This is a genomic window from Eubacterium sp. Marseille-QA0814, assembly GCF_965119675.1.
Lineage (GTDB): Bacteria > Bacillota > Clostridia > Lachnospirales > Lachnospiraceae > Eubacterium_G.
In genome coordinates, this window is the sequence record NZ_CBCPMG010000001.1 from 293495 (window position 1) to 318985 (window position 25491).

The window sequence follows — 25491 nt, forward strand, 5'->3', positions numbered from 1 at the left end:
TATTACATACATAAAAGATGTTCCACTATAGATGCACCCTGGTGTGAAAGGAAAATGTTCCACTATGGATACAACCTAGTGCAAAAAGAAAACAGTTGCGCAACAACACGCACCCGGTGTGTAAAATGTGGCAAGCAACATTTTTATTAATAGGAGATAGTTTATGAAAATAGTAATTTTAGATGCTGCGACACTTACAATAAATAACGATATTGATTTTTCTATATTTGACAGGTTTGGTGAAGTAAAAATTTATGATTTTACAAAAGATGAAGAAATACCTGAACGAATTAAAGATGCAGATGTTATTTTATGTAATAAATCTTCAATGTCTGAGAAGAATTTATCCGGAGCAAAGAACCTTAAATATGTAGGTTTGTTTGCTACAGGATATAACAACGTTGATTTGGAATATACAAGAAAAAAAGGGATTACAGTTTGTAATGCCGGAAGCTATTCAACAGAGGCAGTGGCTCAGCATGTTTTTGCATTTATACTTCATTATTACAACACAATCTCAAGGTATGATGAATTTGTAAAGAACAAGGGATGGATAAACACTAACAAATTTTCCCCTTTTATGGAAATGAAAGAACTTTTCGGCAAAACTATAGGTATTATAGGCTATGGTTCCATTGGACAAAAAGTAGCAGTAATTGCAAATGCTTTTGGGATGAATGTTCTGGCATACAGTAGAAGTGCATTAAAAGAAAACAGACAGTCTGATAAAGTGACTTATGCTACAGTTGATGAAATCTTGGAAAAGTCAGATATTGTAACAATTCATTGTCCGTTAAATAATGATTCGGAAAAAATGTGCAATAAAGAATTCTTTACTAAGATGAAAAAAGATAGTCTTTTTATAAACACATCACGTGGAGGAGTTGTAAATCAGGAAGATTTAATGTGGGCGTTAAACAATAATGTTATACAATATGCGGCATTAGATGTTATTGAAAAAGAACCAATGCCAGAAGATTGTAAGCTTATTGAAACAAAAAATCTTGTGATTACACCTCATGCAGCATGGGCTCCTTTAGAGACTAGAGAGCGCCTTATTAAAATCGTTTCGAAAAATTTGCAAAAATGGGTTGCAGGAACCCCTATAAATGTTATAGAATAGAGCACAAGAGGGGTGTTAGGTTTAAACACATATCTAGTACAATAATATGCGGGCGCGGAATTAGCTCGTAATTGTATGAACAATTTAATTATATTTAAGGAGGAACAATCATGAGAAGATTGGCAAAGAAAGTTGCAGCAACAGCTATGGCTCTTACAATGACAGCAGCTATGGCAACAACATGTTTCGCTGCAAACTGGGGAAGTTACTTTGGAGCTAGCGCAGATTGGTATGAAGGAGCAGAAGGAAAATTAACAGCAAACACAGCAGCAGGATTTACAGCATCAATTGATTCTGTAGGCTGGGGCGGAGTTTGGGGAGCACAGGTATATATCGATGGCTCTAGGAATGACAATGCAAAGAATGTTAAGGTTACAAAAGGAAAATCTTACACACTTTCATTTGACATAAGCGCTTCAAACCTTACAAAGTTTGCTTATGTTAAGGTTTCAACTGGTGAAAAATTAGCTTACTCAACATGGGTTAAGATGCCAGCTAACAAGACTGTTAAGGTTAAGAAGACTTTCAAGGCAGCAGGAAATGCTAATTCAGTTTACTTTGGATTAGGCGGAGATGTCGGTGATAGAAGAGATGTATCAACTGATGCGGATGCTGTAACAAGATACAATGTATTCAAGAAAAACTTCAAGCAGGCAGCAGAAATAGGATTACAGAACGATGCTAACGGTGACTACACAGCAGCTACAAACATCAAGGTTTCTAAGTTTACTTTAATTGAAACACCAAAGATTAAGTCAGCTAAGTCATCAAAGAAGGGCAAAGTTACAGTTAAGTTTGCAAAGATTAACGGAGCAAAATCTTACAAAGTTAAGGTTGGAAGCAAAGTTACAAAAACAAAGAAGACATCTGTAACAGTTAAGGCTAAATCAAAGAAGAAAGTAACTGTACAGGTAGCAGCAGTAGCTAAGACATCAGGAGTAACTGGTGCATACAGCGCTAAGAAGAAAGTAAAGGTTAAATAATTTTTAACTGAATAATACATATTAAGCAGATGTCAGATTTGATTCTGACATCTGTTTTAAATTTAATGACATAAGTCATAATGTTAACAACTCATATAAATATTAAATGGGATTTATTGTGCACAACCACATAAAAGTTTTTATTGCGCATAACGGCAAATAAACGTTATTAAATGGCATATGGAATCAGTAGTGTGTAAATGGTCGATAGAAGTCGAACGATTTTTTACATATTTAGGAAAAAATAGCATATAATTATATTGATAAAAATTTAATAAACCAAAGTATGGTGAAGGGGGAAATACAATGATTGACAAAGTAATTGAAAACAACAGAGTGAGTATTATAGGAGAGATTGTTTCTGATTTCAGATTTAGTCACGAAGTTTTTGGAGAAGGATTCTACATAGTAGATGTATCGGTTGACAGATTAAGCGAATTAACTGATATTATTCCACTTATGGTATCTGAAAGGTTAGTTGATGTAAACGAAGACTACAAAGGAAGATTAGTTGAGGTGTCAGGACAGTTTAGATCTTATAATCGTCACGAAGGAACTAAGAATAAGTTAGTGTTATCAATTTTTGTTAGAGAATGGGAAGAGGTCGAAGAAAACCTGGAAGCTGGAAAAACTAATCAAATATTTTTAGATGGTTATATCTGTAAAGAACCAATTTACAGAAAAACACCACTTGGAAGAGAAATTGCAGATTTATTAATTGCAGTTAATCGGCCATACGGAAAATCAGATTATATTCCATGTATTGCCTGGGGGAGAAATGCAAGATATGCTTCTACATTTGAAGTGGGCGGTCACATTCAAATATGGGGACGGGTTCAAAGTAGAGAGTACGTTAAGAAAATTAACGAAGAGGAAAGTGAAAAGCATATTGCGTACGAAGTTTCTGTTAGTAAACTAGAATATATTGACCAGTAATAAAAAGCTGTTCTTAGATTTGATTCTGAGAACAGCTTTTTGCGTGATAGGAAAATTGTATAAAACGAAATGCCGTATAGTATACTGGTGAAAAAATAGAATAGTTGTTAAATATAGATACATTGATTTTGTGCATTTTGTGAATAATAGATAAAAACGTTTTGACTTTTATACATGCATGAAGTAAAATTGTATAAAAAGATTTTAATTCAAATAAGGAGGAATTATGAAAAAGAGAATTAGAAACATAATTTCATTAGTTCTTGTAATAGCGTTGGCGATTAGTGGTATTACATATACTACAGAAACAAAAGCTGATGAAAAAGAAGATTCTTGGAAAACTAATGCAGTTAAAGTACCAAGTGAGGGACAACTTGTAGGAGCCGGTTACATTGATGTAGAATTTGATAATTCAATGGAAGGCTATACATACACTGTGTATCTTGATGGAAATCCTGTTTACTGGAACGGTAACAATATTGTGAGAGAAGAACTAGGCGAACAGAAAACAGATTCTTCTGTAACTAAAACTTTTACATCAAGTGATGAAGGAAAGACAGAAGTTTATACAACAACAGTAAGCAAACATGAAATTACTGTTAAGGCAAAAAAAGACGATGTTGAATTAACATCAGTGAGAACATTTTATGTTTCAAAAAAAGGTCTCGCATTAGGTGGCGATATGAGTGACAAGATTAAGCTAAGTAAACTTAACTGCTCATGGTATTACAATTGGTCAACTGATGCTTTTAATACATCATTAGATGAGGGCGTTCAGCACATTCCTATGATGTGGGGAAGCGGTGATGATAACAAAGAAGCAATGAAGAAGTTAAATACAACATCAAATTATATTTTAGGATTTAATGAACCTGATATTGGAAGTCAGGCAAACATGGAATTCTTTGAAGCTTCAAGTGTTTGGAATGATTATATTAAACCGCTTAATATGAGAAATGTTTCACCGGCACCTGCAGCTCCGGGGGGAGATTCTGTATGGCTTAGAAGATTTATGAATGGTGATTACATTTGCAAAAATCCTTGGGACGGAAGTTGGGGATTATATTACGATTATGAAGATGACGCTACAAAAACCTGGGTAGGTGGAGAAGCTGACAGTGTTGATGCGGTAGTTTTACATTATTATAGAAACACAATTAATTTGCAGGGACTAATTGATGCAGTGGAAACACTTTGGAATTCATACCATAAACCTATTTGGATAACTGAGATGTCTTTGTTTGGAATGAAGGGAACGGATTATGACTTTAGTTATGAGCTTCCTGAAAAAAGGGCAGAAATACAGAAATATCTTGAAGATGCAATGGATGCTTTAGATAATAATCCACATGTGGAAAGATACTGTTGGTTCCCATATGATATCGATAGTACAAATGATATAGATGCGTTTAATGGATCAGGTGGAACAGCTATGTTTGATTATGAATCCGGTGCTTATACAGAACTTGGTAGAATGTATTCTTCAAAGGGAAATCCTGAAGGTTATAATGCACAAACAATATCAGATGATGAGATGTTTGTATATGTACCTGAAACAACAACTGAAGAAACAACAACTGTTAAACCTACAACACAGAAGCCTACAACACAGAAAACTACAACAACAAAAAAAGTCACACCACAGCAGGTTAAAATCAAAGCAGCCAAAAATGTTAAGAAAAAATCTGTCAAGTTGACTTGGAAAAAAGTTTCAAAGGCAAAATCATATCAGGTTCAATATGCAATGAATAGTAAGTTTACTAAAAAAGTAAAAATTAAAAATACCAAGAAATTAACATACACTGTTAAAAAATTAAAGAAGAAGAAAAAATATTACTTTAGAGTAAGAGCATGTGCCGGTAAAGTATATGGTAAATGGTCAAAGGCGAAGAAAGTTGTTATAAAAAAATAAAGTTAGGAAAGAGCTGATCTTAGAAATGAGATTGGCTCTTTTTGATGATAATGTTATATGAATTCGATATAAATAAGCAGAATATATAAATAATATTTTCTAATTGGTTAAAAATACTTTGATAAAAATTAAAAATAAGATAAAATTATCCAAAAAAATGATAAAAAACGTTTCAGCTCCAAAAGCGTTATGCAATATTACATATTATTTAATAGATAAAAACAGTTTTATTCGTTAAATTTAACATTAAGTGTTGAGAAATAAAAACGTTTATGATATAATGACGTTAATTGAAATGAGGTTGAAAAATTTCAAGCGAAAATTTAAATTAAAATTTATTAAAGGAGGAATTGGAAATGAGAAAAGTTTTCAATAAGGTAGTAGCAGGTGCAACATCTGTAGCTTTAATCGCAACACTTGCATTGGGAGTTAACTTTGCAAGTTCAGTAAAGGCAGATGATGCAACAACATTAGACACAAAGTGGTCATTTACTCAGGGAGGACAGTATAACCCAGCAGAACCAGATAACACAGGTTATATCGAGTCAGTTAAGGTAGGAGATGAAGAATTTTCTAACTGGGAAAGAAACAAGAATAACAAGCAGATTCAGTCAGCAAGCAAAGCAACAACTGGTTTCACAATGAATATTAAAAATACTGGTTGGGACGCAGGATGGGGTAATAATCCTGTTGATATTAATCCATGGGCTGTAGAAGCATCAAACACTATTGAAGCTAAAGCTGGTCATATTTACACAGTATCTTTCAAAGCAAAAGCTTCAAAGAAGAAATATGCATATGTAGCATTTAATACAGAAACAGAAGGTTTATTACCATATGATAAGGCACCAGTTGAAATGTCAGACGATGCAACAAACCAGATTATAACATTAGGAGCAACAGATAAGACATATACATTTACATTTACAAACTGGGTATCAGCAAAAGAAATTACAACAGCTATTATGTTAGGTTCTTTCAATGCTCAGTATGATTATGCAGGAAATGATGTTAAAGATATCATCACAGAAAAAGAAGTTAACTGGAATGGTACAGTTGAAGTAAGTGATTTTACAATTACAGATAAGGGCGTAAATCCAGAGTTCACAGAACCTGAAACAAAGCCAACACAGCCATCAGTTAATCCAACACAGCCATCAGTTAACCCAACACAGCCAACAGCTAAACCAACACAGAAGCCAACAGTTAAACCAACAGCAAAGGTTACTGTTAAGAAACTTGCTAAGGTTAAAGGTATTAAGGCTGTTAACAAGAAGAAAGGCACATTAAAGATTACTTGGAAGAAAGTAACTGGTGCTACATCATACAAGGTAAAAGTTGGAAAGAAAACATACACAGCAAAGAAAACATCTTTAACAGTTAAGAAGCTTAAAAAAGGAAAGAAAGTAACAATTAAGATTTCAGCTCAGGGACCAAAGGCTAAGTACAAAGCTTCAGCTTGGGCTTCAAAGAAAGTTAAAATTAAAAAATAATTGTTACAATTAAATTAGATGTATAATACAGTACCCAATGCTAAGGCATTGGGTAACTGTCTAATTATAACTAGACTTAATAGAAAGGTCGGGAGGACTAGACGTGAGAAGAAATATTTTTAAGAAGATTTCTGCAGCAGTACTTTCATTAACTATGATAGTTGGGATGACTGGTGTAGTACCGGCAGCTGGACATGCTGCAAATGGAGCAAACATTGCTTCAAATATTAGTTGGGATTATTTTTCAGTAATTAGTTATGATGCTAATGGCAACTTAGATTCACATAGTGGACATGTAGCAGGAGAAGATGGTTCAAGAAAGCATCCATATTGCTGGTATCATGCATTAACACATATTAATACTGATAAATATCCAAATGGACAGGTCGCAGGAACAGACTTTGCAACTGAAGGCTGGGTAGCTGAAAGCACACCATCATCAGCAAGATTTTATGCAAAGAATACAGGCTGGGATGGTCAGTACAATGGACGTGATGGCTCATTAGTTGGAGATAACCAGTGGGGACTTAGAATGTTTACATCAGCAATGAATGTAGAAAAAGGACGTTCATATACTTTATCATTTAAATACACAAGCACTTTAAAGGGAAAGAAGACTATCTACGAAACAGATGCAAATGGTAAATATGTATTAGATTCTAACGGAGATAAGATTCCTAAAAAAGATGAAAAGGGAAACGAGATTCAGGAGAATAATTATAAAAAACATATTAATGTTAGTGTAATTAATCCGGCTAACAATAATGGATTAGAATTTTCAACAACAAGTGGCTGTACATCAGCAGGTTTCTTTGTTGCAGATTCACAAGTAACAGATCCACAGACTGTAACAGTTAAATTCACTGTTCCTTCAAATTATGCAGGTTCACAGGTTAAAGTTCAGTTCGCTTTAGGTTCATATGTTGTTTCATATCCTGATGAATTAGCTATGACAGGAAACTTCTCTGTATCTGACTTTAAGATTGCTGCAGGAACACAGTATTCTGTTAAATATACATATGGTTCAAAATCATATACAAAATATGTTAATGCAGGAGCAAAGACATCTTCATATGTATTCCCTGTAAAGGGCAAGACATTTTCAAAATTCACAAAGAACGGAAGCACATTTAGTCTTTCAACACCTATTACAGGAAACACTGTATTAAACTGTGTATATGTAAATACTCCAAAGCCAGCAAAGGCAAAGGTTAAATTTACAGCACAGAAGAAGAAGGTTAAATTAGCTTTAACAAAGATTAAGAATTGTGTAGGATACGAAATTAAGTATGCTAACAATAAGAAGATGAAGAAAGCTAAGACAAAGACTACAACTGCTAAGACATATACAATTAAGAAGTTAAAGTCAAAGAAGAAAGTATACATTCAGGTTAAGGGTTATAACTATGACTCAGCTGGACAGAAGGTATACAGCAGTAGAGTTCTTAAGAAAACTGTAAAGGTCAAATAATCAGGAATTAATTAAAATTTTAAACGAAAGGGCGGAAGGTTATATATATAAATAGCTTTACTGCCCTTTTTTTAGAATTGAAATGTTATGGAAAAGTGTTGAAGATGTACATATGCTAACAAGAAAGAGTATAAATATTTATTATCATACAATGAACCGGATTTAACATGGGAATCAAATCAGACACCTACAGCTATGATAAACAGATGGAGAGAAACAATCAGTTATAAGGGTAGCTTAAGATTAGGTTCACCTGCAACTGAAACATTCCAGATTAATTCAGATAAGTGGTGGACACCATTTTGGAATGGTTTATCAGCTTCTGATAAGAGCAATATGACTTTTATTGCGGTACATGCATATCAGCATTATTACAATAATAAAGAAACAGCTTTACAGTATTTACATGCAATAGATGAAATTTACGCAAATATTGGTAATCCTGCCGGTTATAATGCAAAGACATACAGTACAGCATACACAACAACTATTTCAGGTAGTGTTACTAAGCTTCAGAATAACAAGAGATACTATGCAAGAGCAAGAGCTTACAAAGTAATAAATGGCAAGAAATATTACTGCAAGTGGAGTTCTGTTGTTACAGCAAAAACAAAAAAAGTAAAAGTAAAAAAAGCAAAGAAAACTAAAAAGTCAAAAAAAACTAGCAAAAAGAAATAATTAAAGAGGCAAGAAATGATGAAGGGTTTAAAAAAAGTTATATCTTTGGTATTAGCAGTAGCTGTGGTGTTGTCTTTTAACACTGTAGTTATGAAAAATACCGTTAAAGCTGCTAATGTAGTTCCATTTCAGGTTACATCTCCAACAGCAAATAAGTTGGTGCCTGCCGGACACGTAACAATTACATGGTCTAACGGGAATAGTTATGGAACAGTAAAAAACTATACAGTTTACGTGGATGGCAAGAAGGAAACAACTACAACATCTACATCTTATGATTTTTATACAACAAAAGTAAACATTCATTCAGTTTGGGTAACAGCTCAAATGACAAATGGCAAATACATGGATACTGCTACAGTTAAGTTTAAAGTATCAAAGAAAGGTATTGCTGCCAGCAAGGCAATGGCAATTGAGTTGGAGCCGGATGATGTCCAGGCATCATGGTATTATAACTGGGGAACTCGTGAATTTAAACAGTTATCTGAATGTACAACACGGCAGGATAAGAATGAAATTGGTGTAAATTTTGCAAATCAGTTTAAGAAAATTGAATATGTGCCAATGGTGTGGTCATCAAATTCTTATTCAAACACATTAAGCAAGGTTCAGACAGCAAAAAATAATGGTTATAAAACTATATTAGGTTTTAACGAACCTGATTTTAAGGTTCAGGCAAATATGACTGTTGCAACAGCAATTAGTTGTTGGCCTGCATTTATGAATCAGGGAATGAGAGTTGGCTCACCGGCTACAGGAACATGGCCAACAATAAATACATGGTTCCAGAATTTTATGAGCCAGATAGACAGCAATTCAAGTTTAGATGTTGATTTTATAACAATACATTGTTATCCTGAAAATTATGCGGGAAAAGACGGTGCAAACTGGTTCTTAACAAATGTTGTTGAAGCTTGTTGGAATAAGTATCACAAGCCAATTTGGATAACAGAATTTTCTCCACAGGGACAGTATGTAACAAAGTCAGGAGAGGCAGAGTTTATTAAAACAGCACTTGAAGGTTTAGATAAGATGGACTATGTTGAAAGGTATTCAGCATTCTCATTTGATGGTGCAGGAACAAACAAGAGCACTATGAATTGTGCGCTATGGTATCATTCAACAGGAGCTTTTACAGAGGCAGGAAAGGCTTATTGTAATTATGGTAATCCAACAACTGAATATGTTGCAGGAAATGCTGTAAATCAAAACAGAAAGATTTATATCGGCTCAAATACAACAACTCCTAGCGTTGTAAAACCAGCTAAGGCAAAAATAAAATCTGTAAAAAACATTAAAACAAGAAAGATTAAACTTACTTTAAGCAAAACAAAGAATGCTAAAGGTTATCAGATTAAGATTTGTGATAACAAAAAGTTTTCAGGCTACTGGACAAAGAACATAACAAAGAGAACTTATACATTTAAGAAAATGGATAAGAAAACAACTTATTACTTTAAAGCCAGAGCTTACACAAAGAAGGGGAGCACAAAGATTTACGGAGCTTGGAGCAACACAAAGAAGGTTAAAGTTAAAAAATAATGAAATTACTAAGGAAAATACAAAAATAAGACTTAAAACAAATTTTTATACCTTGTAAAATTTCATAAAACATTTTAAAATGTAATAAGATTTTTAGAAAAGGGTTATATTAGCCCTTTTCTTTTTTGAAAAAATTACAAAATAAAATGAAGAGGACTTAATATGAACAACAGGAAAAGAAACGTTATAATTGGAATTATTTTAATACTTTTAGTAGTATTGGTAGGTGCCATTGCTGGAACAAGCATTGCCACAAAGAATAGAAAAAATAAAATAAACAAAAATAAAAGTAAATGGAAAACTGAGGCGGTTATTTCACCTGAAAAAGGAAGTTTACAACCGGCAGGTTATATTACAATAAACTGGAAGTCTGCAGATAAAATGGGACGTGTACATAAGTATCAGATATATGTAGATGATAAGAAGCAGGGAGAAGTTTCAGGCAATAAGACAACTTTTGAATATTACACTACAAAAGTATCAATTCACAAAGTATATATTAAAGCAATATTAGACCACGGAAATGAAGTTAATTCTGATGTTTTTGGATTTTATGTTAATAAAAAAGGCTTTTGTATGAACAAGGATATGGCAGAACATGTAAATGCTGATCACTGGAACGTTTCCTGGTATTACAATTGGGCTTTGTCAAAACATAATTATACGTCATTTCAAAAATTACAATATGTGCCAATGTTTTGGACAACTGCGCCTACTGATAAAGATCAGGCTGAAGTATTGAAATTGCGTGGATATAAGTATGTTTTGGCATTTAATGAACCAGATAGAGCAGATCAGTCAAACATGAGTGTAGATGATGCTGTTAATGGGATGAAATCCATATTGAATCAGGGCTTAATCGTAGGTAGCCCTGCCGCATCAGTTTGGCCTTCAGCTTCAGAAGAATGGTTTCAGCCTTTTATGAAAAAAATGAAACAGGAAAAAATGGATGATGACATGGCGTTTTTAGCATTGCATCACTACTGGAATTGGCATACAAAAGAGGGAGCAGAAGCCTTTTTGAAAATAATAGATGAAACCTGGGAAATGTACAAAAAGCCAATTTGGATTACAGAGTTTGCTCTGAGCGGTGTGCCTGCATGGACTAAACAGACAAGACAGTCTGCAATTGATTATATGAAAATTGTTTTGCCTGAATTGGACAAGAGAGATTATGTGGAGAGATACGCATGGTTTTCATTTGAACCGACAGATTATAAAAACGGTGGTTCTTCATTAATTAATTCATATAAGGGAAAAATAACACAGTTAGGCTACGAATATCAGAAATTGGGAGTGCCTGAGGGCTATGGTAAAAAAGGTCAGGTTTTACAGGAAAAGAACCCTAACGACGATATTATTAAATAGTAGAATGTTAATACAGAATTCAAAGTTTTTCCAGCCCAGTGTGCAAAATGACATTGCACAAATACAGGTGGAAAAAGATGTTTTGATGCCATAATCTAAATAGAAATATATTTTAATATTTATTAAATAAATCAGAAAAGCTGAATATAATATTTATATATACAGTTTGTATAGGTATATTTATTTAGAATAATGAAGAATAGAAAACAAAATTTTATAATTCAAATACCATAGTGTTGGGTTGACACTATAGGGTCACAGTGATATTATTAATACAGTTAATATAGTAGAGGTTGCACCGGTTATTAGTAGTACATAGGATGTCCCGGAGACAGAAGATTGTGTACAAAAGGAAGTGGTGCCGAAGGGTGGATATCCGGAATATTTACTCTGGGCATATGGTTAATAGTCATATGACTGTCATCAATTGATGAAGAGCTAATTGATGGAGGGCTACTTATAAGTATTATATTGAATTCTTATAAGGAGCTTAGATTTAAGCTCCTTTTACTATGCTTAACAAAATAATACATATTTTTTAGGAGGAAATGTAAAATGGCTATTTTTACAGGTGCAGGTGTAGCAATTATTACACCGTTTAATGAGGATGATACTGTTAATTATGAAGAATTCGGAAGAATTATTGATGATCAGATTGCTAATAGTACAGATGCAATTATTGTATGTGGTACAACAGGTGAATCATCAACAATGCCTGACGAAGAACACGTTTCAGTTATAAAATATTGTGTAGATAAGGTTGCAGGAAGAGTTCCTGTTATTGCAGGTACAGGTTCAAACTGTACAAGAGAAGCAGTTAATATGTCAAAGAAGGCAGAAGAAGTTGGAGCAGACGGACTTCTTTGTGTAACACCATATTACAACAAATGTACTCAGGACGGCTTATATGAATATTACAAGGCTATTTCAGATGCAGTTAATATTCCAATTATTATGTACAATGTACCAAGCAGAACAGGTACAACAATCCAGCCTGAAACAGCAGTTAGAATTGCAAAGGAAGTTAAGAATGTAGTTGCTATTAAGGAAGCTTCAGGAAATATTTCAGCAGTAGCTAAATTAGCATCACTTGCTAATGGCTGTATTGATATTTATTCAGGAAATGATGATCAGGTATTACCAATTCTTTCACTTGGTGGAAAAGGTGTAATTTCAGTTTGGTCACATGTTGCACCAAAGAAAGTACATGACATGGTTTATGCATTTTTAGATGGAGACATTGAAACAGCTCAGAAGTTACAGTTAGAAGCAATCGATGTTATCGGCGCTTTGTTCTGTGAAGTAAATCCAATTCCTGTAAAGGCAGCAATGAACATGCTTGGTTATAAGGCAGGAACAGTTAGAGCACCACTTACAGAATTAACAGATGCTCATAAGGAAGTATTAAAGAAAGCATTAAAAGACTATGGTGTATTATAAATAGCAGGATAATATGGCAAATATACAAAGGATATATTGCCAAAAAAATAATTCTTTTTGCAAATGCAAAGGGATTATAGGTAATGGAGGAGAAAATGGTAAATGTAATAATGCATGGCTGTAATGGCAAGATGGGTAGAGTTATTACAGACTTAATTAGTAAAGATGAAGATGTACAGATTGTAGCTGGAATTGATGCTTATACAGGTATTGCAAATGATTATCCTGTGTTTAAGTCAATAAAGGAATGTGATGTTAAGGCTGACGCAATAATTGATTTTGCGGTAACAGCAGCTATTGATGATCTATTAGATTATGCAGTTGAAACAAAGACACCTGTTGTTGTATGTACAACAGGTTTGTCTGCACAGCAGTTAGACAAGGTTAATGAGGCTAGCAAAAGTGTAGCAGTCCTTCGTTCAGCAAACATGTCTTTAGGAATTAATACATTAATGAAAGTATTAAAAATCGCTACAGATGTTTTAGCTGATAGAGGATTTGATATTGAAATCGTAGAAAAACATCATAATCAGAAGGTTGATGCACCAAGCGGAACAGCACTTGCGTTAGCAGATTGCATCAATCAGGAATTAAATAACGAATATGATTACACATACGATAGAAGTAATGTTCGTGAAAAGAGAAAGAAGAACGAAATTGGAATTTCAGCAGTTAGAGGTGGTACAATTGTAGGTGAACACGAAGTTATTTTTGCCGGAACTGATGAAGTAATCGAAATTAAACATACAGCTTACTCAAAAGCTATATTTGCCAAGGGGGCAATTGATGCTGCAAAATTCCTTGCAGGAAAAGAAGCGGGCATGTACAACATGGCAGATGTAATTGATTAATTTTTGTTGTATAAAATTAAATAAAATGAAAATAATAACTTCATAAAGAAACTGTTAGAAAACAGTGTAAATTATGGAGGTTAGAAATGAAATATTTACGAAATTACTTATTAGTATTAACACTTATGTTGTCAGTATTTACATTTGTTGGATGTGGCAACAATGACAATGAAACAACTACAGTTGAGTCAAATACAACTGACAATAATCAGAGTACAACAAATAACATGAATAATAACACAGATAACAATGGAAATAACAATAATGGTAACGATAATAATGGCGTTATTGATGATATTGGCGATGACATTGAAGATGGTGTAGATGATATTGTTGACGACATTGATGGTAATGATAACGACACAACACAGTCAAACAAAAAGAATAATACAAACAACACAAAGAATAATACAACAAAGAAAAATACAAACAAAAATAATACAACTAAATAGTGTAAATAATATTAATTAAAAACCAACTTCGAAAAGTTTAATCTTATTATATTGAAAAATATAACAGAATTAAATTCAAGAAGTTGGTTTTTTGCAATATTTCCTAATATAAAACATATAATATTATGAAAAAATATTTTTAGGAATAATATGGCATATAAAATAATAATTGATCCGGGACATGGTGGAAGTGATTCGGGTGCAACTTATAATGGCAGACAGGAAAAAGATGATGCCCTTAGAATGGCAATGGCTGTAGGGGATTTACTAAAAAATGCAGGCTTTGATATAGTTTATACAAGAACAACAGACGTTTATAATACGCCCTTTGAAAAAGCAACAATTGGAAATGAAGCAGGCGGGGATTTGTTTGTTTCATTTCATAGAAATTCCTCCCCAACGCCTAACACATATGGTGGAGTTCAGGCTTTAGTGTATAATGATTCAGGTTTTAAGGGAACTTTGGCAAGAAATATTAATGAAAATCTTGTGGCGCTTGGTTTTGAAGACAAGGGCGTTGTGGAACGACCAAATTTGGTAGTTTTGAAAAGGACTAAAATGCCGGCTGTTCTTTTAGAACTAGGTTTTATTAATTCAGATAAAGATAATCAGTTATTTGATGAAAAGTTTAATGAAATAGCTCAGGCAATAGCGGATGGTATAATTGACACCCTAAATTCAAATGGAATAACAGCCTCTCAAATGTCAAGATATACTGTTCAGGTAGGGGCGTTTAGAAATCCTTTGTTGGCAAACAGACAGGCAAATGAACTTAAAATGCAGGGCTTTCCTGTTAATTTGATAGTTGAACGGGGACTTATAAAAGTGACAGTTGGCAATTATAGAAATTTAGATAATGCTGTTGCAACTGAACAGCGACTAAGAGCTTTAGGGTACAATACATTCGTAAGAACAATATAATAAATGTATATTTGAATTAGAATGTTATAATGAAATCGTTCAAATGAACAATTTATGGTATTAGGGCATTATAACAAATGGGTTATAGAATTGGAATGTTCAAATAAATGGGTCGTTGATATTAAAATAATATAATGTTACAATTAGCACAGTAATGTTTAGATAAAAATATGGATTGTAAATTACAATGTACAAAGCAGTAATCAGGATTTGGGTGTTTTGGCACCCAAATCCTAATAGGAAATACTAAAGAAATTTCCTATTCCATAAAGAAACAAATTGGGTAGAAAGGAGAATAGTCCATTTAAAAAGAGTGGATTATATTTAAAATGAATAACGGATTTATAAAGGTAGCTGCCGCTACACCAAAAATAAAAGTTGGCGACTGTAAACACAACGCAGTGGAAATATGTTCATTAATAAGAGAAGCTTATAGAAATAAAACACAGTTAATTGTTTTTCCTGAATTATGTATTACAGGATATACAGCTGGGGATTTGTTTTGGCAAAAGGCACTTTTAGATAATGCAATGAAGGCACTTATTGAAACTATTGTTCCATATACAGAGGACAAGGAAATTATTGCAATAGTTGGTTTACCAATGATTTTTAAGAGTAAATTATATAATATGGCTGCAGTTGTATATGATGGTGAAATAATGGGCTTTGTACCTAAAACATATATTCCAAACTATTCAGAATTTTATGAGGGAAGACATTTTTCGTCAGGTAAAGGTGTTGAAGGCTTAAAAGATATAACATACAGAAATATTAATGATGATTCATTTATCTCAGGTTCTTATATTTTAAAAAACTTTAAGTTAGAGTCACAGGAAGAATATGACGATGAATATGATGACGAGTACGATGAGGAGTTTGATGAGACAGAGGATACAGTTTCTGTTGGAACGAATCTTTTATTTAAGTGTGTTAATTTTGATAATTTTACATTTTCAATAGAAATATGTGAGGATTTGTGGGTTCCAAATCCACCAAGTACAAATCATGCAATAGCAGGGGCTACAGTAATTGCTAATTTATCAGCCAGTGATGAAACAGTTGGAAAAGATACTTACAGAACAGGTCTTGTAACAGGTCAGTCCGCAAGAACTTTATCAGCGTACATATATGCTGATGCAGGAGAAGGAGAATCAACTACTGATTTGGTTTTTGCAGGTCATAACATTATTGCAGAGAATGGAGCAATTATTGCCCAGTCAGATAAATTTACCAATGGCATTACTTATGGTGAAATTGATTTGGACAAGATTGCTGCTGAAAGAGCAAGAATGACAACATTTGTGTCAGGTCAGGATATTGACAGCGAATATGAAGAAATTGAAATATATTTAGAGGAAGAAAAATTTGATTTCAGTAGAGTAATAGACAATGCACCGTTTGTTCCATCAAACGAAAGTGAAAGGGACAAGCGTTGTGAGGAAATTCTTTCCATTCAGACAATGGGCTTAAAGAAACGATTAGAGCATACTAATTGCAAAAATGCAGTTGTTGGAATTTCAGGTGGCTTGGATTCAACACTTGCCCTTCTTGTTACGGTAAGAGCTTTTGATAGTTTAAATATTGATAGAAAAGGAATTATTGCTGTGACAATGCCAGGCTTTGGAACAACTGACAGAACTTACAACAATGCCTTAAAAATGATAGAAAAATTAGGTTGCACTCTTAAGGAAGTAAATATTGCTGAAGCTGTGAAGTTACACTTAAAACAAATTGGACATGATATAAATATACATGATGTAACTTATGAAAATGCTCAGGCAAGACAGAGAACATATTTGTTAATGGATTTTGCCAATGAATATAATGGCATGGTTATCGGTACAGGCGATATGTCAGAGTTGGCATTAGGCTGGGCTACTTATAATGGTGATCATATGTCAATGTATGGTGTCAATGCAGGAGTTCCAAAAACATTGGTTAGACATTTAGTTAAATACTTTGCAGATACAACAGAAGAAAAGGAACTTGCAAAAGTATTATTTGATGTACTTGACACACCTGTCAGTCCTGAACTTTTACCACCAAAAGATGGCAAGATTTCACAGAAAACTGAGGATTTGGTAGGACCATACGAGTTACACGATTTCTTCTTATATTATGTTTTAAGATATGGCTATAATCCAAAGAAAGTATTGTTCTTAGCCAATGAAGCTTTTAAGGGCATATATGATAAGGAAACAATATTAAAGTGGCTTAAAACATTTTATAGAAGATTCTTTTCACAGCAGTTTAAGAGAAGTTGTTTGCCTGATGGTCCAAAAGTTGGTTCAGTTGCAGTATCACCTAGAGGGGATTTGCGAATGCCAAGTGATGCCTGCGTAAGACAATGGTTAGAAGAATTGGAATAGCAGATTTATTAATATAATCACAAGAAGAATATAATTATAAATATTTTAAAAGAAATAAAAGGATGAGGCATTTTTGTCTCATCCTTTTTGGTAAAAAAGAGGTAACAAATAAGAAAAATAGGAAATTATAAATAAACTATAATAAATCAAACATAGGAGGGTTATTTTTTTCCTTTGTTTATAGTGTCCACAATTGCATCATACAACATGGTATATGTATACTTGCTGTCTTTAGAGAATTTTACGTTTTTAACTGACTGACTGTCAACAATCTGATTTGCAATATCATCAAAGGCTGGCTGTACCAGTGGATACATTGTGGAGATTGTATCGCTTACGTTAGTGACGGTAATGGCATTTATGTGATTGTTATCAAGGGTAACGGATATTTCCATAGGATTACCATTTAATGTAACTTGGGAAGTGTAAACTCCAGCTTCATATTGGCTATTGGTAGTTTTGGTTTCTTTTTCTCCTTGGTTTTTATTACAAAACATAAATATCAAAGATATTATCAGTACAATACCAAGGAGTACAAACACAAGGGTATAAATAAGCTCCTTTAAATGAAATACCATAAATTTTGGACTTTTTCCCATAATGACTCCTTAAAAAATATTTTATATTTAAGTTTATTAAAAGGAATGAGAAAGTATACATGAAAAAACAATATTATTAAAATAAATAGCTTATAAATTAAAAAAAGATACATTAAAGTACGCTGTAATTTGGTATACTATAATAGTGCAAGAAATTTGCTTATTAAAAGATTATGGCAGTATATCATTGTACAATAATATTTAAGGATAGCATCACAAAAATAAAAAAGATAAAGTTATTATAAAAATGTAAAAATTATAAAAGATGATTAAATAAGAGGTATATGTATGGCATTACAATTAATTTTGGGACGAGCAGGTTCAGGAAAATCTTATACTTTAATTCAGAAAATTATAAGCCTTTCAATGAAGATGGAAGATAAGAATTTTGTGGCAGTTGTACCTGAACAATATTCAATGGAAACTCAAAAAGAAATATTAACATTACATCCTAATCATGGGTGCTTCAACATAGAAGTTACAAGTTTAACGAGACTTGCTTACGCAATATTTGAAGAACTGGGAGTTAATGACTTAAATGTTATGGATGATTTGGGTAAGACTCTTGTAATTAGAAAGGTTTTAGAAGATTGCAAAGATAATCTTTATGTTTACAAAAACAAAGTAAAAATGATGGGCTTTACCGACAAGGTGAAAACGCTTATATCTGAGTTTAGACAGTATAGCATTAATCAGGAGAGCCTTAATGACATTGAAGGAAAAATAGAAGATTACCCTACACTTAAATTAAAAATAAAGGATTTGGAAATTATAAATAATGAATTTAATAAGTTTATAGAAAATAGGGCAATAACAAACGAAGATTTGTTAAGTCTTCTTTGTGAATACATTCCTAAGTCAGAATATGTAAAGAATACATACTTTTATTTTGACAGTTTTACAGGCTTTACACCAATCCAGTACAAAGTCATAGAACAGTTATTAAAATACAGCCCTCATGTTTCCTTGGCAGTAACTTTGCCTGAAGAACAGGTTGATTTTAAAGGTTATGACCCAATGGAACTTTTTAGCTTAAGTAAGGAAACAATTGTAAAGATTAGAGAACTGGCTATTAAGAATTCTGTTGAAATTGAACCTAATATTGTAATTGACTTAGAGCGTAATCAGGCTCAAAAAGAAAATTCAAGATTAGGCAATCTGGCAAAGCCATTAGCTTTTGTGGAAGAAAATATATTTAGAAACACAAAGAAAACTCAATATAAGGAAAGCAATGACAATATAAGAATTTATGCCTTAAATAATCCGAAAGGAGAGGCAGAATATGTTGCAGGTGAAATATCTAAATTAATTAAAAGCGGTGATTACAGATATAATGACATAGCTGTTATTGCAGGGGATATAGAAAGTTACCATAAGTATATAGAGCAGGCATTTGAAAAATATGATTTGCCATGTTTTATTGACCACAAGGAGGACATTCTTGCAAACAAATATGTTGACGGGATTCTTGCCGTATTAGATGTAATTAATAAGGATTTTTCTCATCAGACAGTTATGCGATTTGTTAGATTAAAATTTATGGAATTAGATGAAAATATGTGCGACATATTTGAAAACTATATTTTGAAATCTAATAGAAGAGGATATAGAAGTTACGTTAAGAACTGGGAGAAAGTATATCCATTTATGGAAGAAGGACATATAGAAATTGTTAATACAATTAGAGAACAGATAGTAGAAGGATTACAGGAACTTAGGGATGAGTTTATCAAAAAAGACGCAACAGTTTTTGAAAGAACCAAAGCAGTATATTTGTTTACTGTAAAACATAACATACAGGACAAAATACAGAAAAAAGCAGAAGAATTTAGGGAGAAGAAGGTTGTTGCACTGGAAAAAGAATATAGCCAAATATATGAATCAGTAATTAATGTTTTTGATAGATTAGTTGCCTTAATGGGTGATGAGATTGTAACTACAGAAGAATATAACGATATTTTAGAAGCAGGACTTTCTCAGGTAAAAATAGGAATTATTCCACCGGGAATCGATACAATTATGGTGGGTAATATTGAGAGAACCAGATTAAAGGACACCAAAAAAATATTATTTTTCCTTGGTATGAATGATGGTATTGTTCCTAAAAACAGCACTCCTGGGGGTATTATAACTGATAGTGAGAGAGACATATTAAAGTCTAAGGATTACAAATTAGCACCAACTACAAGGGAAAATATTTTTAAACAGAGAATATATTTATATTCATTATTTGCCAAACCATTAGAACAGATTGTTTTATGTTACAGCAAGTCAGACAGTGATGGTTCAACTTTAAGAAAATCATATATAATTGGAATACTGGAAAAAATGTTTCCTAATATGAAAGAAAAGCATTTTGAGGAAATAGAAATTCCGGTAAGCCACATTACTAACAAAAAAGTTGCCTTACAGTATGTTGCTGAAAACATTAATGCATATAGAAATGGCGAAGACAATCCGAGATTTAATTATTTAAGTAAGATTTTATTGTCGGATAAGTCAACTGCAAAAATAATGAATTTAATATTAGAAGGTGGATTTTATAATAATAACAGGAATGACTTAATGAAAGAATATGCAAAAAAATTATATGGTATTCCTGGTAATATTGGTATAACAAGACTGGAAAATTATGCTAAATGTGCTTATTCACAGTTCCTTTCTTATGGTTTGAAATTAAAGGAAAGAGAAAAATTTTCAATAGAGGCTTATGATATTGGAAATCTTTATCATATAACTATACAGAAGTTTTTTGAAATGGTGAATAGCAAGCAGCTTCAGTGGAAGGAAATTAATGATGAGAAAAGCAGTGAGTTAATTAAAAAAGCAGTGAAATACACTTTTGAAAAATATGATAATGAAGCCCTTGAAGGTTCAGCAAGAAATGCTTTTATAACTAATCAGGTAAAAGAAATAGCTGAGAAAACTGTTAAGGTGTTAATAAATCATATTAATCATGGAAAATTCAAACCGGCAGAATATGAAATACCATTAGAGCATGGAATTGTAGATAGAATTGACACTTATGAAACCGATGATAAGTTATATGTAAAGGTTATTGACTATAAGTCATCAGAAATGGTTTTTGACATTACAAAAGCTTATAATGGAATTCAAATGCAGTTATTAGTATATATTAATGATGCAATAAATTACGAAAAGAAGAAAACATCCAAAGAAATTTTACCGGCAGCAGGACTTTATTTTAATATTAGAGATCCATATATGAATATAAGTGGAACAAATGACTTAATTAATATGCATAGGGATGTTAATAAAGAGGATACAAGAACTGATGAAGAAATTTTAAAGGAAATAGTTTTCAAACAGCAATTACCAAAATTCCAAATGACAGGAATTGTATGTGACAGTAAGGAAGTTATAGATGCTGTAGATGAAGATGTAGAGAAAAACAATGAATCAAAGATTGTAAAAGTATCTTATGACAAATCAGGCAATCCAAAGAAAACAAGTCAGATTTTAGATGAACAAACATATTCGAAACTAATCAAGCATGTATCAAACAAAGCAGATGAGTTAAAGAATGATTTGCTTAGCGGTAAGATTTCAATCAACCCAATAGAGGAACAGTGCAGATATTGTAGCTATAAGGGAATATGCAGATTTGATCAGGCATTGGGAGATAAATACAGACAATTAGAAAGTGTTTCTTTTGGAAATATAGGAGAGTTATTAAATGAAGTGGACAGATAAGCAGTTAGATATTATAAATACCAGAAATCGTAATATTCTTGTTTCTGCGGCAGCAGGTTCCGGAAAAACAGCAGTATTGGTTGAGAGAATTGTAAGCCTTATTACAGATGAGAGTGAAAACGTTGATGTAGACCAGTTACTTGTTCTTACATTTACAAGGGCAGCAGCTTCAGAAATGAAAGAGCGATTGAGAGAGAGACTTGAAGAATTACAGGAAAGTAATAATAATGACAATATTGTAAAACAATTAACTTTGCTAAATAATGCAACAATAACTACAATTGACAGTTTTTGTGGAAAAGTAGTCAAAGAAAATTTTGATAAAATTGATTTAGATCCTAATTATAGAATTGCTGAAGAAATAGAAGTAGAATTAATGAAAAACGATATTCTCAACAATATTTTGGAAGAATACTATGAAGAAGGTTCGGAAGAATTTTTAGAGTTGGCAAGAAAATATTCAGTTGGGAAGGTAAACGACAGAATATTTAACATTGTAGATACAATTTATAAAAAGGCTAAAGGGGAAATTAATCCGATTCTTTGGGTTAACAATCTAAAAAACAAATATAAGTTTAACAATTTAGATGACATATTAAACGGAGAAGTATATGGGTATGTTTTTAAGTCAACAGTAGACCAGTTAAACAAATGCAGGGAAGATTTACAAAAAGCAATAGAGATTTCTGAAATGGATGATGACTTAAAGAGTTTTGGACAAAATTCAAAAGATATGTTGGTAGAAATTGATCATTTATTGGAGCAAAAAGATTTTAAATCTTTAGCTAAATATTACGAGAAACTTACGTTACCAAGATTATCGACAGTAAGAAAAGGTAATCCTGAATTAAAGTTAAAGGTAAAAACAATAAATTCTTCAGTAAAAGCAACCGTCGAAAATCTTAAGGATTTGTACTTTACAGAACCGATTGACGAGATTTATGAAGACTTGGTTAATTGCAGAGAAACAATAGATATATTATGCGAGATTACAATAAAACTTATTGAAAGATTTACAGCGGAGAAAAGAGAAAAGAGAATTGCAGACTTTGACGATATTGCTCACATGGCACTTAATATTTTAAATGACATAGATGGCAATGGAAAGTTACAGCCAACAAAAGTGGCAAAGGATATGTCCAAAAACTATAAAGAAATTATGATTGACGAGTATCAGGACAGCAACTATGTTCAGGAAGCAATTTTAACAAGTGTTTCAAAAGGCTATGGCATTAATAATATGTTTATGGTTGGGGATGTTAAGCAGAGCATCTATCGTTTTAGAAATGCAAAACCTCAGTTGTTCCTTGAGAAGTTTTATTCTTATGAAGAAGACTTGCAGGCAGATAATTGTCTGATTACGCTAGATCAGAACTTTAGAAGTAGAAAGGAAATAATAGACAGTGTAAATTTCTTATTTGACAGAATAATGACTCCTAATTTCGGTGACATTGATTATCAAAAAGGACACAGACTTTCTTTGGGAGCACAGTATGAGAAGATTCCTGAAAGACAGGATAATAGAACAGAATTTATCGGTATACAAACCGGCTCAAAAGAAAAAGAGGCTACATTTGTAGCATCTAAAATCAGGGAATTAACGGACCCGCAAAATGGCTTTATGGTTCAGGGAAAAGATGGAAAAATGCGACCTGCCCAGTACAAGGATATAGTTATTTTAATGCGTAGTGTAAAAAGCAATGCAGGCATATATGTTGAGCAGCTTATGAATATGGGAATTCCTGCATACGCAGATTCTAAGAGCGGATTTTTTGATTCAATGGAAGTGGAAACAATTATGAATATGCTTACCATAATTGATAATCCAAGACAGGATATACCATTAGTATCTGTACTTACAAGCGCTATGTTCAATTTTACAGATGACGAACTTGCAGTAATTAAGGGAGACAGCCGGAAGATTTCATTTCTTGATTCCTTATTGACTTATCAGGAAACAGGAGATGATTCAAATCTTGTTAAGAAAATTTATGATTTCTTTAAGGAACTTAATTATTACAGAAAACTGGATTATAAGAATTCTGTATATGAAATTATAAATGAAATATTAGAAAGAACAGGATTCCAATATTATGTATCAGCCTTAAGCAACGGAAAGAGAAGATATTTAAATATTGAAAGCTTAAAGGAGAAGGCTGCAAACTATGAAAAAACAAGTTACAGAGGACTTTTTAACTTTGTAAGATATATTGAGAAGATTAAGGAGTTAGACAGTGACCAGGGGGAAGCATCAACAGTTAATGAAAATGATAACATTGTAAGAATACTTTCAATTCATAAAAGTAAAGGTTTGCAGTTCCCTATTGTTTTCATTTGTGACACTTCAAGTAACTTCGTTGCAGATGCAGGAACTGTAGATATAAGTGACAATGGCTATGCAGCAGTAGATGCCATTTTTCCAGATGTCAAACTAACCGTTACACCTACATATAGAAAGTATGTAAAGGATTTAAACAAACAGGAAAGTCGTATGGAGTATTTACGTCTTTTGTATGTTGCATTAACAAGAGCCAAGGAAAAGCTGATTATAACAGGACGTGTTGGAAGCAAGTATGAAAAGGAATGTGAGGAAATCATTAATTCAGAAGATGCTCCACTAACTTATAATCAGATAATGAACAACAGCTCTTTCTTTAAATGGATGCGATTTGTATATTTAAAGAATCAGGTTTTAGTTAATAACAGTTTTGTAACTGAAGATGAAATATCGGAAAATGAAGTAGATCAAATGGTAAAATCTGAATTAAAAAAGATGTTACTTGAAACATGGAATAATGCGGAAGTACCAAAGGATGTTTACGACAGACTTATTAAAGATTTTAATTTTGAATATCCTTATATTGAAGATATTAACCTTTGTTCAAAAGCTAGTGTAACTGAACTAAAAAAAGAAAGTATGGCAGATGAAGAAGCAGAAGATTCTTTAGACAAAATCTTTCAAAAAACTTCTGTTCATAAAGAGACGGAAATTGTTCCACAGTTTATGAAAGAGGACAAGGAGTCTTCGGATAGAATATATGGAGCAGAGCGAGGCACAGCATATCATAGAGTTTTTGAATTAATGGATATAGAAAACAAAGAATATTCAAAAGATATAATTACTAATATGATACAGGCTCAAATTGACAGCAAATTATTAACTAAGATTCAGGGAGAGGCTGTTAATCCTTATGATATTTTAAATTTCACAAAAACAAAGGTTTTTGAAAGAATGGCTAAGGCAAAGGAAAGTAATCAGTTATATAGAGAACGACAGTTTCTTTTAGGAGTACAGGCAAAGGAAATTAAGGAACACTCAAACTCAGATGAGTTAATGATTATTCAGGGTATTATTGACGTATGCTTTATAGAGGATGACAGGTATGTGATTTTAGATTATAAGACAGACAATGTTGACTCAATGGATGAATTAAAGCATAGATATAGGAAACAGTTAGAATGTTACAAATTAGCCCTTGAAAAAATCACAGGAAAAAAAGTTTCTGAAATGATAATTTATTCTGTAAAATTGGGAGAAGAAATGGCTATATAAAGAATTATTTTGTAAAACTAAGAAGAGACTACATAAAAGAATATGTAGACTAATAGGTAAAGAATATAAATAATTAGATACAAGCA

16 protein-coding genes, 1 pseudogene and 1 riboswitch are annotated in these 25491 nt (G+C 32.5%); of the genes and pseudogenes, 16 read left to right on the plus strand and 1 reads right to left on the minus strand.

Annotation, left to right across the window (positions count from 1 at the left end; all coding sequences use genetic code 11):
• Positions 1-163 precede the first annotated feature (163 nt).
• The 14 genes and pseudogenes from ACQY63_RS01375 (at position 164) to ACQY63_RS01440 (ending at position 17539) form a co-directional block, all read left to right on the plus strand.
• Positions 164-1123, plus strand: coding sequence for an NAD(P)-dependent oxidoreductase (locus ACQY63_RS01375; RefSeq protein WP_302689196.1), 960 nt, complete (start codon positions 164-166; stop codon positions 1121-1123).
• A gap of 110 nt (positions 1124-1233) precedes the next feature.
• Positions 1234-2106 carry a hypothetical protein gene (locus ACQY63_RS01380; protein WP_022166234.1) on the plus strand — a complete coding sequence of 291 codons (873 nt, stop codon included), beginning with the start codon at positions 1234-1236 and terminating at the stop codon, positions 2104-2106.
• Between the two features lie 306 nt (positions 2107-2412).
• Positions 2413-3042, plus strand: coding sequence for a single-stranded DNA-binding protein (locus tag ACQY63_RS01385; RefSeq protein WP_022166233.1), 630 nt, complete (start codon positions 2413-2415; stop codon positions 3040-3042).
• A gap of 226 nt (positions 3043-3268) precedes the next feature.
• The gene (locus ACQY63_RS01390; RefSeq protein WP_412335076.1) at positions 3269-4954 is read left to right on the plus strand and encodes a glycosyl hydrolase; all 1686 of its coding nucleotides are present in this window, start codon (positions 3269-3271) and stop codon (positions 4952-4954) included.
• A gap of 356 nt (positions 4955-5310) precedes the next feature.
• Positions 5311-6447: a fibronectin type III domain protein gene (locus tag ACQY63_RS01395; protein WP_022166232.1), complete on the plus strand. Its 1137-nt coding sequence runs from the start codon at positions 5311-5313 to the stop codon at positions 6445-6447.
• Between the two features lie 103 nt (positions 6448-6550).
• Complete coding sequence (locus ACQY63_RS01400) at positions 6551-7918, plus strand: hypothetical protein (protein ID WP_302689193.1); 1368 nt, start codon at positions 6551-6553, stop codon at positions 7916-7918.
• Positions 7919-8044: 126 nt separating this feature from the next.
• Positions 8045-8596 (plus strand): annotated as a pseudogene (locus ACQY63_RS01405) (glycosyl hydrolase); the annotation flags it as partial.
• A gap of 15 nt (positions 8597-8611) precedes the next feature.
• On the plus strand, positions 8612-10138 hold the full coding sequence (locus ACQY63_RS01410; RefSeq protein WP_022166229.1) for a glycosyl hydrolase: 1527 nt from the start codon (positions 8612-8614) through the stop codon (positions 10136-10138).
• A 162-nt stretch (positions 10139-10300) separates the two neighbouring features.
• On the plus strand, positions 10301-11506 hold the full coding sequence (locus ACQY63_RS01415) for a glycosyl hydrolase (protein ID WP_428244606.1): 1206 nt from the start codon (positions 10301-10303) through the stop codon (positions 11504-11506).
• 279 nt (positions 11507-11785) lie between these two features.
• A riboswitch (Lysine riboswitch) is annotated at positions 11786-11970 on the plus strand.
• Between the two features lie 91 nt (positions 11971-12061).
• The gene (gene dapA, locus ACQY63_RS01420; RefSeq protein ID WP_302689190.1) at positions 12062-12946 is read left to right on the plus strand and encodes a 4-hydroxy-tetrahydrodipicolinate synthase; all 885 of its coding nucleotides are present in this window, start codon (positions 12062-12064) and stop codon (positions 12944-12946) included.
• Positions 12947-13041: 95 nt separating this feature from the next.
• Positions 13042-13797, plus strand: a complete 756-nt coding sequence (dapB, locus tag ACQY63_RS01425) for a 4-hydroxy-tetrahydrodipicolinate reductase (protein ID WP_290987911.1) — start codon at positions 13042-13044, stop codon at positions 13795-13797.
• Positions 13798-13883: 86 nt separating this feature from the next.
• Complete coding sequence (locus tag ACQY63_RS01430; protein WP_022166225.1) at positions 13884-14249, plus strand: hypothetical protein; 366 nt, start codon at positions 13884-13886, stop codon at positions 14247-14249.
• A 150-nt stretch (positions 14250-14399) separates the two neighbouring features.
• Positions 14400-15170 carry an N-acetylmuramoyl-L-alanine amidase gene (locus tag ACQY63_RS01435; RefSeq protein WP_428244607.1) on the plus strand — a complete coding sequence of 257 codons (771 nt, stop codon included), beginning with the start codon at positions 14400-14402 and terminating at the stop codon, positions 15168-15170.
• Between the two features lie 329 nt (positions 15171-15499).
• Positions 15500-17539 (plus strand): NAD(+) synthase, encoded by a 2040-nt coding sequence (locus ACQY63_RS01440; protein WP_428244608.1) that lies wholly within the window; start codon positions 15500-15502, stop codon positions 17537-17539.
• Between the two features lie 161 nt (positions 17540-17700).
• Here ACQY63_RS01440 and ACQY63_RS01445 read toward each other — a convergent pair whose 3' ends face one another.
• Positions 17701-18138, minus strand: coding sequence for an FMN-binding protein (locus tag ACQY63_RS01445; RefSeq protein ID WP_022166222.1), 438 nt, complete (start codon positions 18136-18138; stop codon positions 17701-17703).
• A gap of 288 nt (positions 18139-18426) precedes the next feature.
• Here ACQY63_RS01445 and ACQY63_RS01450 point away from each other — a divergent pair, with 288 nt between their 5' ends.
• A complete protein-coding gene (locus ACQY63_RS01450; RefSeq protein ID WP_428244609.1) occupies positions 18427-21852 on the plus strand; it encodes a PD-(D/E)XK nuclease family protein in 3426 nt (1141 codons plus the stop codon).
• The gene (gene addA, locus ACQY63_RS01455) at positions 21836-25405 is read left to right on the plus strand and encodes a helicase-exonuclease AddAB subunit AddA (RefSeq protein WP_428244610.1); all 3570 of its coding nucleotides are present in this window, start codon (positions 21836-21838) and stop codon (positions 25403-25405) included. The genes ACQY63_RS01450 and addA overlap by 17 nt, the downstream gene beginning before the upstream one ends.
• The last annotated feature ends 86 nt before the right edge of the window (positions 25406-25491 follow it).

Bases quoted from the DNA above. Each gene is read 5' to 3' on its own strand.
- ACQY63_RS01445 (WP_022166222.1), bottom strand. From the start codon at position 18,138: ATGGGAAAAAGTCCAAAATTTATGGTATTTCATTTAAAGGAGCTTATT.
- ACQY63_RS01390 (WP_412335076.1), top strand. From the start codon at position 3,269: ATGAAAAAGAGAATTAGAAACATAATTTCATTAGTTCTTGTAATAGCG.
- ACQY63_RS01385 (WP_022166233.1), top strand. From the start codon at position 2,413: ATGATTGACAAAGTAATTGAAAACAACAGAGTGAGTATTATAGGAGAG.
- addA (WP_428244610.1), top strand. From the start codon at position 21,836: ATGAAGTGGACAGATAAGCAGTTAGATATTATAAATACCAGAAATCGT.
- ACQY63_RS01435 (WP_428244607.1), top strand. From the start codon at position 14,400: ATGGCATATAAAATAATAATTGATCCGGGACATGGTGGAAGTGATTCG.
- ACQY63_RS01410 (WP_022166229.1), top strand. From the start codon at position 8,612: ATGATGAAGGGTTTAAAAAAAGTTATATCTTTGGTATTAGCAGTAGCT.
- ACQY63_RS01380 (WP_022166234.1), top strand. From the start codon at position 1,234: ATGAGAAGATTGGCAAAGAAAGTTGCAGCAACAGCTATGGCTCTTACA.
- ACQY63_RS01415 (WP_428244606.1), top strand. From the start codon at position 10,301: ATGAACAACAGGAAAAGAAACGTTATAATTGGAATTATTTTAATACTT.
- ACQY63_RS01395 (WP_022166232.1), top strand. From the start codon at position 5,311: ATGAGAAAAGTTTTCAATAAGGTAGTAGCAGGTGCAACATCTGTAGCT.
- dapB (WP_290987911.1), top strand. From the start codon at position 13,042: ATGGTAAATGTAATAATGCATGGCTGTAATGGCAAGATGGGTAGAGTT.
- ACQY63_RS01375 (WP_302689196.1), top strand. From the start codon at position 164: ATGAAAATAGTAATTTTAGATGCTGCGACACTTACAATAAATAACGAT.
- ACQY63_RS01450 (WP_428244609.1), top strand. From the start codon at position 18,427: ATGGCATTACAATTAATTTTGGGACGAGCAGGTTCAGGAAAATCTTAT.
- ACQY63_RS01430 (WP_022166225.1), top strand. From the start codon at position 13,884: ATGAAATATTTACGAAATTACTTATTAGTATTAACACTTATGTTGTCA.
- dapA (WP_302689190.1), top strand. From the start codon at position 12,062: ATGGCTATTTTTACAGGTGCAGGTGTAGCAATTATTACACCGTTTAAT.
- ACQY63_RS01440 (WP_428244608.1), top strand. From the start codon at position 15,500: ATGAATAACGGATTTATAAAGGTAGCTGCCGCTACACCAAAAATAAAA.